Origin of the sequence: Enterococcus wangshanyuanii (genome assembly GCF_002197645.1) — a bacterium.
GTDB lineage: Bacteria > Bacillota > Bacilli > Lactobacillales > Enterococcaceae > Enterococcus_L > Enterococcus_L wangshanyuanii.
On record NZ_CP021874.1, the window covers coordinates 881,209 to 894,009 of the forward strand.

Consider the following 12,801-nt stretch of genomic DNA (forward strand, 5'->3'; position numbering starts at 1 on the left):
TTCTCTAATAATTTTTACGTTATCTTCCATTTGCTTAAATTTGACCACGATTTCACACTTCTCATGTATAATAGAAGTGATCTTTTAATTAGGAGGAACAAACAATGGCAAATTATAATTGGGGCATCATCGGACTCGGTGATATTGCAACAAGTTTTACAGAAACATTTCAACAGAAGCACAGCAGTATCCAGGCAGTTGCTTCTCGTACACTAAGTAAGGCAGAGGAGTTTGCTAAGCTGCATAATATCTCCACTGCATATGGTTCTTATGATGATCTCTTATCGGATGATTCTATCGATATCATCTACGTTGCAGTACCAAACAGACAACATATCGACCACATCTTGAAGGCTCTGCACGCAGGGAAGCATGTTCTTTGCGAAAAAGCCATCACTATGAATAGCGCTGAACTAACTGAAGCGATGAAACTAGCTGAAGAAAAGAATCTAATTTTAGCTGAAGCCATGACGATCTTTAATATGCCTTTATATCATGAGCTAAAAAGCCAAATCGATTCTGGTCGTTTCGGCAAGCTAAAGATGATCCAGGCGCCTTTTGGCAGTTATAAAGAGCCCGATCCAACCAATCGCTTTTTTAACCCTGAATTAGCTGGCGGTGCTCTTTTGGATATTGGAACGTATGCTGTTTCTTTTGCCCGCTGGTTTTTAAGTGCACAGCCTATAGTAGTTGCTTCTGTGATGCAGCCTTTTTCTACTGGAGTGGATGAACAATCGGCCACTATTCTACAAAATGATGCACAAGAAATAGCCACTGTTTCACTAAGCTTTCAAGCAAAAATGCCCAAACAAGGTGTCGTGGCCTTTGAAAATGCCTATTTGGTGATCAACGATTATCCTCGAGCGGATGAAGCAAAAATTTTCTTCAATGACGGCACAGTTGAAACAGTCGTTTCTGGTGATAGTTCTCAAGCGTTGAATTATGAAATCGACAATATGATCCAAATGATCGAAGGAACCTTACCAAATCGTTCTCTATTCTTGACAAAGGACGTCATCGACCTATTAGATCAAATGCAGCAAGAGTGGCATAAGTAATCAAGTATATCGTGAATATCAAAAAAGCAGTTGGTCCTAAATGAGTCAGGACTAACTGCTTTTTTCTTTCTAGTCATTACATTTCATTTGGTGCATGAAGACCTAACAGACGTAGATCTTCTTTAATAATTGTTGCCATTGCATAAACCAAAGCTAAACGCGACTCTTTTTCAGCATCATCAGCTAAAATTTTCACATGTGCGTAATACTTATTGAATGCTTGAGCAACTTGGATCGCATGTTTTGCAATCACTGAAGGCTCATATTTGTCAGCAGCTTGCAAAACAACATCCGGGAATTTTTGAAGTAGTTTTACTACTTCCCAGCTTTCTTTATCGTTCAAAGCATATTCTTTTGTTTCATCGATCGTGAAATCCGCTTTTCTCAAAATACTCATTGCGCGAGCGTGAGTGTATTGAACATATGGTCCTGTCTCACCTTCAAACCGAACAACTTCTTCTAATACAAAATCAAAATTGTTCAAGCGATCATTTTTCAAATCATGGAAAATGACTGAACCGATCCCTACTTGTCTTGCTACCTCTTCACGATTTGGCAAGTCAGGATTTTTCTCCATGATTTGCTTGTTCGCTAATGAAACAGCTTCATTCAAGACTTCTTCTAGAAGAACGATTTTCCCTTTACGCGTAGATAACTTCTTACCACCCTGTGTAATCAATCCAAATGGTACGTGATGCATATCATCCGACCAATCAAAACCTAGTTCTTTCAACACAGCTTTTAATTGTTTGAAATGATTCGACTGCTCATTACCAACGACATAAATTGCCTTAGCAAAATCATACGTACGTTTACGATAAACAGCTGCAGCTAAATCACGGGTGATATACAATGTTGCTCCGTCTGATTTTTTGATCAACGCAGGATTCAAGTCATACGCAGATAGATCAACGATTTCAGCCCCTTGATTTTCCTGAAGCAGATGCTTTTCTTCTAGCATTGTAACGATTTCAGCCATCTTATCATTGTAAAAGGCTTCTCCATTATAAGAATCAAACGACACTTCAAGCATACCGTAGATTTTATCAAACTCTTTTAGTGATTCTGTACGGAACCATTGCCATAAATCTGTAGCTTCTTGATCCCCTTCTTCAAGTTTTTTGAACCACGCACGTGCTTCTTCTTCCAATTCCGGTTGTGTTTCTGCTTCTTCATGAAACTGTACATATAAACGTAGTAATTCTGTAATTGGCGCATTTTTGACGCCTTCTTCTGAACCCCATTTTTTATAAGCAACGATCAACTTTCCAAATTGAGTACCCCAGTCACCTAAATGATTGATACGGACAGGTGAATAGCCGATTTTTTCAAGGATAAAAGCAATTGAATTACCAATGACCGTTGAACGTAAATGCCCCATTGAAATTGGTTTTGCAATGTTCGGCGATGACATATCGATCGGTACGCTACCTTTTCCACCAATAGAGCTATCACCGTAATGACCCTTTTCTTTAGCAATCTGTGTGATCACTGCACGACTGACCATTTCTTTATTCATGAAAAAGTTTAAATACGGGCCAACCACTTCGATTTTTTCAAAATCTGAACCTTCGATTTTTTCAGCTAAATCTGCTGCGATTTGTTGCGGAGCTTTACGGTAGACTTTCGCTAATGAAAAAGCTGGAAAAGCCACATCACCATGGTCAACTGATTTAGGATTTTCTAATAATTGCATGACTGTCTCTAGAGATAGATCATCTTTCACTACTGCATAGATCGCTTTTGCTACGATTTCTTTGTTATTCATGTTTTTCCTCCTGTGTAATTGGTTATTCCGTTTTAATTCTTTTGTCCTCTTACTTTTAGTATTCACTTTATTCTTTGCAAAATTACTTTTTGCTTTAGAATGTGACTTTTTTTGGTCATTGAAGAGCCTTCGACATATATGCAAATTTTGTCGATCTTTCCTTCGCTTTGATACTTCGCTCCATCCGTCGCCAACTACTTTTCAACATCTGCTCTGGCTTTGCCAGTCGAAGTGTTTCAAAGCAAAAAGTCTCTGGTGTTTAAAACACCAGAGACGAGAATTTCCCGCGGTACCACTCTAATTGTCCATTCTATGATAGACCCACTTAATCTAATAACGGTAGATAGCCGTCTGCTTGTGCAGATCCTCTAAAGTGCGTTTCCTTTACCTGTCATTTTCGGCTTACACCGTCCCGAAATCGCTTGTGATGACCTAAGATAAAGTACTCTCTTTTTCAACGAATCAATATGAAACTGGATTTATTATAGCAAAATTTTACGAATATGCCTAGTCCTTAATTATTGACTGATCGTTTTAAAACTCAAACTAGGGTCTGCATTTAGATGAGCATCAGCTAAATGTCCTTTTTCTGCTTCAACGAATGCTGCTGCACCAATCATCGCAGCGTTATCCCCGCATAGTCTTAGCGGTGGAACAATAAAAGTTGTTTCAGGCAATTCATCAGCGATCGCCTGACTTAATCGTTCTCTCAATCCTTGATTCGCAGCAACTCCACCGGCCATAACTAATTGTTTCACAGGGTATTCTTTACAAGCACGTATTGTTTTTTCGACTAATACGTCGATCACACTCGCTTGAAAACTAGCTGCCAGATTTTCGATATTAAGTACTTCCTCCCGTTGTTGCGCATTATGAACGGTATTTATAAACGAGCTTTTTAACCCGCTAAAACTAAAATCATAATTATCTTCTTTCATCATCGCTCGTGGAAAATGATACGTATCTTGTCCTAAATGAGCGAGTGTATCAATTTCTTTCCCGCTTGGATAACTTAATCCTAATACCCGTCCAATTTTATCATACGCTTCACCCGCAGCGTCATCTCGTGTTTCACCGATGATCTCAAAGGAACCTGTTTCCTTCATATAAACCAATTCTGTATGACCTCCGCTGACGAGTAACGCCATCAAAGGAAATTGCAACGGCTCTACAAAGTGAGCCGCATAAATATGGCCAGCCATGTGATTGACTGGGATCAACGGCAGATCATGAGCCCATGCAAAAGCCTTTGCAGCAGAAATCCCAATCAACAATGCACCTACAAGTCCTGGACCATACGTCACTGCCACTCCACTCAAATCATCCGGTTCTATTTTAGCTTCTATCAATGCATCTTCGATACATAGGGTGATCTGCTCCACATGATGACGACTGGCTACTTCTGGTACGACACCGCCAAAACGACGATGACTTTTTACTTGAGAAGCAACGATATTGGATAAAATTAGATCGCCATTCTCAATTACTGCAACACTCGTTTCATCACAGCTGCTTTCGATTGCCAAGATCAGTTTTCTTTCTTTATAAAAAAAAGTCATTGTTCCACTTCCTTAATTTTTAAACACATTACAATCCCATCTTCTACTGGACGTGTATAATATTTTTTGCGGCGACTAAGCGCATTGAAGCCTTTCTTCATGTATAATTGCTGAGCCGCATAATTAGATGCTCGGACTTCTAAAAAAACAGTTTTGATTCCCTGTTCTTTAAAAAGCTGAATAGCCTGATCCAACAATTGACTGCCTATACCCATTCCCTGTAACTTCTTTTGGACAACGATATGAGAAATATCGACCTCATCTAAAATTTTCTGGTAACTGATAAATCCTTGCCATTCGTCTTCTTCGATCTTTACAAGATACTCCGTTACTTCTTGCTCCAGATCAACACTGAATTGCTCCAATGACCACGGAGAGCCATGCTCATACGCGTTTTCACATAATTGCCATAACTTTTCAGCAGCGAACTCGATCGGCAGTTTTTCTTTTAAACAGTACATTTGATCACTCTTCTTTTAAAGACAAAACCATTTCAAGGGCGTCTTCTTTGTTTTCAGTATAGTATTCCGGCTTGATCGTACTTGATGCAAACCCTAATTTTCTATAGACTTTCTGAGCATTCTTATTACTGATCCTAACTTCTAATGAAATCGTTTCGCATTTATTCAAAATAGAAAACTGCTGAATTTCTTTGATCAAAAAACTACCGATCCCTTTGCCTTGATAAGCAGTAGAAACTGCGACATTTGTAATGTGCGCATCTTTGCCAAACAATCGACAACCAATAAAACCGATCGTTTTTTCTTCCTTTTGAATCAATAAATATAAATGAGGATCTGTTGCCTGCAGTTCCATTAAAAAAGCCGTTTTCGTCCACGGCATTTCACCAGCATAGACTTCTCTTTCGATAGATAATAAATCTTTGATATCATCAAATTTGATCGCTCGTACGAAATACTCTTCATTAGAAAGCTGAATCGTTTTTTCTTCATAAGGTCGATTTTTGAAAAACAGGTCTGCAAGCCTATTGAAAGGATTAAATCTTTTCAACATACGTTTCTCCTTCAGGTTTATGTTCTTTCAACCAATTTTCTTCCGCTTCCACTCGTTTCAGATAATCCGGTAAAAAATCATGGATATTTACAGTCGGCTCCGCTACTTTTCCAAGTCCAGCGAGTACTGAAGCGTTTGGGATCTGCCATTGCGGAATCGCATTGATCACAGCATTCGGCAATCGTTCTTTCATTTGTTCCTGAAATTTTACAGCATCCTCACCGACAAAATAGACATGTTCAAATGTCTTCAACTGCTCCAACCACTCTTCCATAGCAATGTGTTGATCGGCAATAACTGTCTGTAGTTCACCATTTATGTATTTGTAGGCACCCGTGTAAACATTATTTCTTCTAGCATCGAATAACGGAACGATCACGCCTTGGATCGAAACACAATTTGCCGCTACCGTTTTTAAACTAGAAATCCCAACTAGCTCTTTATTCAACGTATATGCTAGTGTTTTAGCAGTTGTCACACCGATTCTTAACCCTGTGTACGAACCGGGACCTTGCGCAACGACAATTCGATCAAGTTCTTTTGGTTTCAAACTAATATCTTTCATCAATTGTGTAATTGCCGGCATCAATGTCAAGCTATGATTTCGTTTTACGGTTATAGTATATTGTCCTAAAATTTTCTCCTCATCACAAACGGCGATAGATAATGTCTGATTCGAGGTATCTATTGCTAAAATACGCACAAAAAAATCCCTTTCTTTCATTAGGTAGTTGTCTCATTGTAGCATATTTTTTCGAAGCAGTAAAAAAGACCAAGTGTTCTTACAAATAAAAATAAAAAGTACAAGAAAACGGAGACTGAGGCAAAAGTATTTAGCGCCGAGAAAATAGGAAGGAGTTGTTTTTTTCTATCTGTTTATGCGGAATTAAAGCCCAAAACAAAACTGCTGTTTAGCTTTGTCTTGGGCTTAAGGTTTCCTAAATCTTGATAATCAGATACTGCTCCTATCCAATCGTCTCATACTCCAAAGAGGATTGACAGTTAACTCAAAAATAGCTTGATTAATCTCTACATTTATTTATATGTTGCTTCTAAATAATCGATCAATGGTTTACTGATATCTGTCGCTGTATCATTTTTTCTAGAGTCTTCTACCATGATCATCGCTGAGAACTTGTTATTACTGCGATCCATAGCCAAAAGGAAACTATTTTCTTTTCCAACGGTATCTTGTTTGTCTTTGATTTCAGCTGTCCCTGTTTTAGCAGCTAATGAGAATTCAGGATTATACATATTATGCACATAACCATCTGCATCTTCCACACTGCCAAGCAAGTCGGTCACAATCGTATTAGCCGCATTTGAGCTAATTATATTGTCCTTAGTTTTTGTTTCTTTAGTCAATTCGATTTTCGGATAGACTAATTTACCTTCATTTTGGAAAACAGTGTACATCGTCGCTTGCTGGATCGGTGTGATCAAAAGCTGACCTTGACCGTAACCTGTATCTGCCAATAGAATTTCTGATTTGAACGAGTCTTCATTTGAAATTTGAGCTGGATTCATTGGAATCGCTAAATCTAATTTTTCACCAAAAATAAATTTGTCCAGCCCTTTTCTAAACGTTTCTTCCCCCATCCGCAACGTCTGCTCTGCAAAATAAATATTGTCAGAGTTGACCAACGCTGTTCGTAAATTGACTGGACTCGCTTCTTTTACCCGGGTCACAAAATAGTCGCCCCAAGAAGCATCCTTCTGCCATTTCAATCCATTGATCGCTATCTCTTCTTCCGGCTTAAGTGTCCCGGCATCTAAACCAATACCACCTGTGATCGTCTTAAAGGTCGAGCCTGGTGCGTAACCTGTGGCAAATCTTGCTGTAAATGGTAAATTTTCATTATTAGCATACGCATCATATTCTGTTTGAGAAATGCCATTTGCAAGCTTGTTCGGATCAAAAGAAGGTGAGCTGACAGTCGCTAATAGATCCCCTTGTCTCGGATCCATCACAACAGCACTGCCTGGACGATTCGCAAAAATAGCATAGCCTTGTGACTGTGCATTCTTATCGATCGTCAATTGAATTTTTTGGCCATCTTTTTTCTCTACTTTTTGGAGAACACTTTTTTCCTGTCCATTTTCATCAGTGATCGTGATACTTCCACCATCTTGTCCTCGTAATTCTTTATCAAAGGCTTGTTCTAGCCCAACTTTACCAACGACACCAGTACTGCTTAGTGAAGGATCTTTTTCAATATCTTCTGCTGTCACTGTTCCAACGTAGCCGATCAATTGTGCAGCTGCTTCTTTTAGTGGATAGTATCGGACAATTTTGTCTTGTGAAGCCGCGCCTTGTGGTAAATCTGTAATTGGATCAAAAGATACATTGATCGGCACGAATGAATCATCTTGGACCCAAGCTTGCTTCAAGTGTTGTTCAATTTCATCTACAGGAACATTGAACTGATCACTGAAAGCTTTGATGTTTGCTGTTTTTGCGTCTCCTTCTCCAAGTTTACCTGGAACGATACCAACCTGATCAAAGGCTTGATTTACCGCAAGTCCTTCTCCGTTACGATCAACGATTTCTCCGCGTGCTGCTGTATCTACGCCAATCGAGACTTTATCTTGACCGGACATCTTCGGAAAAATCAAGCTGGGCTGCCAATTGATTTTATAGTCCTCTTTTTCTTTATCGATCGTCGTTTTATAGGATAAATTCTTTAAATTACCCAACGGCGTAGTCATCTCTAGTTGATAACTGAATGTGAACTTGTCGCTATTTTCTTTTTCAACTTTTACCTGTTTACTCTTGATTCCTTGTGCCTGGATTCCAGTAAAGATTGCTTCGTATTTTTCGACTAATTGATTCTTATCATAGCCATTTTCTTTGATCGACTCTTCACTCAATACAGCAGGAAGTTGATCAAACTCTTGTTTGGATAAATGCTTTAAAAAAGTTTGCGCTGTTTTCTCCGCTTGTTTTATTTCTTGTTTAGTTTGCCATGCACTATAGGCAAAAAATCCGCCGACTAGAGCGGCTACAACTATTACTCCGCTAATCGCTAGAACTACCGGTCTTTTTGATTTCTTTTGTGTTCTTCTTTCCACTAGTAATTCCCCCATCTTTTCCATTTTGTAATGTCTTCTTTATTATACCTCATTCTTATCATTTATTCGTTATAAAAAGAGGAAGCTTAGTAAAAAATCAATGAGCTTATCAGACCTTAGCTGTATTTTTACCTTCTTCGTTTATGGTATACTATTTTTACGTACAACTTTTATCAAGGAGGAATTCGGAATGGGAATTATTAAAGCAGCAACAAGTGCGATCGGCGGAGGTTTAGCGGATCAATGGATCGAAGTCATTGAACCTGCTGATATGGGTGATACAACCGTTATGACCAAAGGAATTTTTGTTCGTAAAAATGATAAGCGCGGCTCTAACCGTAAAGGAACAGAGGATGTTTTGACGGATGGTTCTGTGATACATGTGTACCCAAATACGATGATGATTTTAGTCGATGGCGGTAAAATCATTGATTATACTGCTGAAGAAGGTTACTACACAGTCAAAAATGACTCTGCTCCTTCGGCATTCAATGGTTCATTAAAAGCCGCAATTTCAGAGAGTTTTGACCGTTTTAAATTCGGTGGTGTAACTCCTCAAAAACAACAAGTCTTTTACATTAATCTACAAGAAATCAAAGGAATCAAATTTGGGACTTCTTCTCCTCTTAATTACTTTGATAATTTTTATAATGCAGAATTGTTTTTACGAGCGCATGGGAATTATTCAATCAAGATTACAGACCCATTACTATTTTTCTCAAATGCGATTCCTCGAAATAAAAGCCAAGTAGATATTAATGATATCAACGAACAATATTTAGCAGAATTTTTAACAGCTCTTCAATCTGCAATCAATAAAATGTCGGCAGACGGCGAGCGCATTTCTTATGTACCATCAAAAAGTTTAGAACTAAGCAAATATATGGCACAAGCCTTAGATGATGAATGGCGTGAACTTCGTGGAATGGAGATCGTTTCTGTTGCGGTTGCCAGCATTTCGTACACAGATGATTCGACAAAATTGATCAATATGCGTAATCAAGGGGCGATGTTAAGTGATCCAAGTGTTCGCGAAGGCTATGTCCAAGGATCGATGGCCCGCGGAATGGAAGCAGCCGGAAGCAATGAAGGTGGCGCTATGAACGGGTTCATGGGCGTCGGTATGGGTATGAATACTAGCGGAAATTATTTTGCTCAAGCTTCCCAAACCAATCAACAGCAAATGCAAGAAAAACAAAACCAGCAAAACGCACAGGGATCGACTGATACCTGGACTTGTCCTCAATGCGGAACAGAAAATTCAGGGAAATTCTGCTCCAACTGCGGGACTCCGAAACCAACCAATGAAAAACCAAAATTGGAAATGAAATGCAGCGAATGTAGTGAAATCGTTGATTTATCTAACGGTATTCCTAAGTTCTGCCCACATTGCGGCAAACCTTTTCAAGGAATTCCATTATAAAACATAACAGAGAAAATCTGAGTGCGGGACAAAACTAAAAAAATAGTTTTGTTTCGCACTCTAAAACTAAACAAACCTATTTAGCAATCTAAACTAAAACAGATTGCCAAATAAGAAAGGAAACATTATGACGGACACTTTTACACACAAATGCCCCAATTGCGGTGGTCCTTTATTATTCGATCCTAAAGACCAAAAATTTCATTGTGAGTATTGCTTGAATGTTTATACTGAAACGGAAGTCACTGCGTATGAACAGTCTCAACACGAAGCACATCTGGAAGGGTCATCCGCTGAGGAAGAATTGACTTATACCGCAGATGCACAGGCTGATCAAATGAATTCTGATAAAGCAGATGCGTTTGATAAAACTTCTGATAGTAATAAGGCCGATATGGAATTATTCAACTGCCCTAGCTGCGGTGCACAAATCGTTACAGAAGCAACGACAGCTGCTACCTATTGCTACTATTGCCACAACCCCGTTGTTTTATCTGGGCGTTTAAGCGGGACCTTTTTGCCGGAGAAAGTCTTACCTTTTGCGATTGAAAAAGAAGAAGCTGTCGAAACGTTTTTAGCCTGGACCAAGAAAAAATGGTTTATCCCTAAAGATTTCTTCAATAAAGAGCAAATCGATAAATTGACTGGGGTTTATTTCCCTTATTGGGTGGTTGATGCCGATATCGATGGTCAAATGAACGCTATGGGTACAACCTTACGGGTTTGGCGCGTCGGAGATCTAGAATATACTGAAACAAAACAATTCGACGTTACACGACAAGGGAAAATGTCATTTAAAGAACTGATCAAAAATGCCTTATCTAAAAACACTCAGCAAAAAATGGTTGAAGCAGTCCAACCTTTTCCGATCGAAAAAGCAATCTCTTTCAAAAGCCAATATTTAGCTGGTTTTCAAGCAGAAAAACGAGATATAGAATATGAAGCAATTCAACAAGCCGTTCAAAACGAGCTCAAGGATTATTCTGAATCCCTCTTGCGGGACACAGCAGCTGGCTATACCTCTTTGACAAAATTGCGAACAGATATTTCTTTAGTGGATGAAAAAAATCATTATATGCAGTTGCCTATTTGGTTAGTGACCTATCGAAGCAATGAACAATCAAAGAAAGTTTACTACTTTGCAATGAATGGCCAAACAGGAAAAGTTAGCGGAATTCTTCCAGTCAGCTATAAGCGTTTAGGGCTTTTCACTTTCGGACTATTTTCTATCTTGTTAGCACTCTTTTTGATCGGAGGCTGGTTTATATGATGAAAAAAATGACTATGTGGCTATTTACAGGTCTTATTCTTCTCTTTGGCTTTAGCATAAAAAGTCATGCTGCAGAAAATTCGATCGATGATCAAGCTGGACTTTTTACCAGTGAACAGATCGAACAATTAAATGAAAAGATTGCGCCAATTGAAGCAAAAACCAAAGCACACATTTTTATCCTTACTAATACCGACAATGAAATTGATTCTACTCGATTTGCAGATTATTATATGCTTGACCGGATTGGCAAAGATCAAAATGGCGTCACTTTTTATATTGACATGAATCAACGAAAATCAGTGATTTCTACCTCAGGCAATATGATCGATTATCTGACGGACAAACGAAACGACCAAATGCAGGATAATATAGGTCCTAGTTTGTCAAATGGAAATTATTTTGAAGCGGCACAAACATTTCTTGATGATACTAGCAGCTTTTTCGAGCAAGGGGTTCCTGGCGGCCATTATCGTGTAGATACAGAAACTGGTAAAGTCACTCGTTACAAGGTATTAACAACGACTGAAATCTTGATTGCTTTGATTGCCTCCGTTATTTTAAGCGGCATCTTTTTCGCAATCAGTGTTTCAAAATACCAGCTGAAGTTTGGCACTTATTCTTATCCTTTTAGAGAAAAAGCCACGTTAAGCTTAACAAGTAAAAATGATCGACTGATCAATTCCTTCGTTACTACACGGCGGATTCCTAGAAACAATTCAAATGGCAGTGGCTCTGGTGGTGGCGGAAGCAGCACGCACTCTACAGGCGGCGGTACTTTTGGCGGCAGTAGCCGAGGGTTTTAATCGAATAAGTTCTTAGATTTATATCATTTTTTTAGCATTAGAGGTGATCCTTCTTTTATTTTTTGAGGGATCATTCTCTTTTTTTATCCTAAAGTCATCTTGTTATTTCTTCTTTTTCAAGGTAGTATAGAGTTAATTGATTTATGCTGGATAATTATTGACAGCTAGTCTAAAAATGAGAAAAGTGAGGATATTGGTAGTGAAAAAAATTTTAGGTTTCGGCATATTGACTTTATGCGGCTTGACTTTAGTTGCATGTAGCGGCAACGATGACACAACAAAAAAAAGCAGTGCAGATTCTTCTACATCCCAAAAAAAAGAAGCAAGCACATATTTTAAGGATGACACGTTAAAAATTGATATGGCTACAGTCAAAATCCTTTCTACTGAGGTGTTACCTGCTGATTCAACACTTTATAGAGAAAAACCACAATTAGCGCTGACTTATGAAGTAACAAATGACAGTAAAGAGCCACTTTCTGCTTCTACTGTTTGGATAGCTTGTATGGAATTGACACAAGAAGGCGAAAATACGATCAATCGACTGAATGTTGGTATGACTCCACAAGATGAACGGTTTGCAGAATATACAGAACATCAATCAGATGATATCAAGCCCGGCGGTACAGTCAAAGCAATTATTTCTTATGATTTAGATGATACTGAAACACCTGTTATGTTAAAAGCAACGCAGGGAATGGCAGGAAAAGAGCTTGGCGAGAAGAAAATCGAATTGAAGTAAAGCAAAAGAGCAGTTTGCCGGATATTCGGTCCACTGCTCTTTTTTAATTTATTCAACTAAAAAGTCACTGTCTAACAGAAATCAGCAAT

At 38.6% G+C, this 12,801-nt stretch carries 11 protein-coding genes and 1 other annotated feature; of the genes, 5 read left to right on the forward strand and 6 right to left on the reverse strand.

What is annotated here, in order from left to right; translation table 11 throughout:
- The first annotated feature begins 104 nt into the window (after nucleotides 1-104).
- On the forward strand, nucleotides 105-1,058 hold the full coding sequence (locus CC204_RS04110; protein ID WP_088268949.1) for a Gfo/Idh/MocA family protein: 954 nt from the start codon (nucleotides 105-107) through the stop codon (nucleotides 1,056-1,058).
- Between the two features lie 76 nt (nucleotides 1,059-1,134).
- On the opposite strand, the gene argS is transcribed toward CC204_RS04110, so the two are convergent.
- From argS to pbp4, 6 genes are all read right to left on the reverse strand, one after another.
- Nucleotides 1,135-2,826, reverse strand: a complete 1,692-nt coding sequence (argS, locus tag CC204_RS04115) for an arginine--tRNA ligase (RefSeq protein ID WP_088268950.1) — start codon at nucleotides 2,824-2,826, stop codon at nucleotides 1,135-1,137.
- Nucleotides 2,827-3,092: 266 nt separating this feature from the next.
- Nucleotides 3,093-3,293, reverse strand: a binding site (T-box leader).
- Nucleotides 3,294-3,344: 51 nt separating this feature from the next.
- A complete protein-coding gene (tsaD, locus tag CC204_RS04120; RefSeq protein ID WP_088268951.1) occupies nucleotides 3,345-4,385 on the reverse strand; it encodes a tRNA (adenosine(37)-N6)-threonylcarbamoyltransferase complex transferase subunit TsaD in 1,041 nt (346 codons plus the stop codon).
- Complete coding sequence (rimI, locus tag CC204_RS04125; RefSeq protein ID WP_088268952.1) at nucleotides 4,382-4,846, reverse strand: ribosomal protein S18-alanine N-acetyltransferase; 465 nt, start codon at nucleotides 4,844-4,846, stop codon at nucleotides 4,382-4,384. The genes tsaD and rimI (CC204_RS04125) overlap by 4 nt, the downstream gene beginning before the upstream one ends.
- Nucleotides 4,847-4,850: 4 nt before the next feature.
- On the reverse strand, nucleotides 4,851-5,399 hold the full coding sequence (gene rimI / locus CC204_RS04130) for a ribosomal protein S18-alanine N-acetyltransferase (protein WP_088268953.1): 549 nt from the start codon (nucleotides 5,397-5,399) through the stop codon (nucleotides 4,851-4,853).
- Nucleotides 5,383-6,102: a tRNA (adenosine(37)-N6)-threonylcarbamoyltransferase complex dimerization subunit type 1 TsaB gene (tsaB, locus tag CC204_RS04135; protein ID WP_088271653.1), complete on the reverse strand. Its 720-nt coding sequence runs from the start codon at nucleotides 6,100-6,102 to the stop codon at nucleotides 5,383-5,385. The genes rimI (CC204_RS04130) and tsaB overlap by 17 nt, the downstream gene beginning before the upstream one ends.
- A 332-nt stretch (nucleotides 6,103-6,434) precedes the next feature.
- Nucleotides 6,435-8,471 carry a penicillin-binding protein PBP4(5) gene (gene pbp4, locus CC204_RS04140; RefSeq protein WP_088271654.1) on the reverse strand — a complete coding sequence of 679 codons (2,037 nt, stop codon included), beginning with the start codon at nucleotides 8,469-8,471 and terminating at the stop codon, nucleotides 6,435-6,437.
- Nucleotides 8,472-8,661: 190 nt separating this feature from the next.
- On the opposite strand from pbp4, the gene CC204_RS04145 reads away from it, so the two are divergent.
- The 4 genes from CC204_RS04145 (at nucleotide 8,662) to CC204_RS04160 (ending at nucleotide 12,712) form a co-directional block, all read left to right on the forward strand.
- Nucleotides 8,662-9,894, forward strand: a complete 1,233-nt coding sequence (locus CC204_RS04145) for an SPFH domain-containing protein (protein WP_088268954.1) — start codon at nucleotides 8,662-8,664, stop codon at nucleotides 9,892-9,894.
- A 127-nt stretch (nucleotides 9,895-10,021) separates the two neighbouring features.
- On the forward strand, nucleotides 10,022-11,164 hold the full coding sequence (locus tag CC204_RS04150) for a TFIIB-type zinc ribbon-containing protein (RefSeq protein ID WP_088268955.1): 1,143 nt from the start codon (nucleotides 10,022-10,024) through the stop codon (nucleotides 11,162-11,164).
- Nucleotides 11,164-11,970, forward strand: a complete 807-nt coding sequence (locus CC204_RS04155; protein ID WP_088271655.1) for a TPM domain-containing protein — start codon at nucleotides 11,164-11,166, stop codon at nucleotides 11,968-11,970. Before CC204_RS04150 ends, CC204_RS04155 begins: the two co-directional genes overlap by 1 nt.
- Before the next feature lie 199 nt (nucleotides 11,971-12,169).
- Nucleotides 12,170-12,712, forward strand: a complete 543-nt coding sequence (locus CC204_RS04160) for a DUF5067 domain-containing protein (protein WP_088268956.1) — start codon at nucleotides 12,170-12,172, stop codon at nucleotides 12,710-12,712.
- Nucleotides 12,713-12,801: the final 89 nt, after the last annotated feature.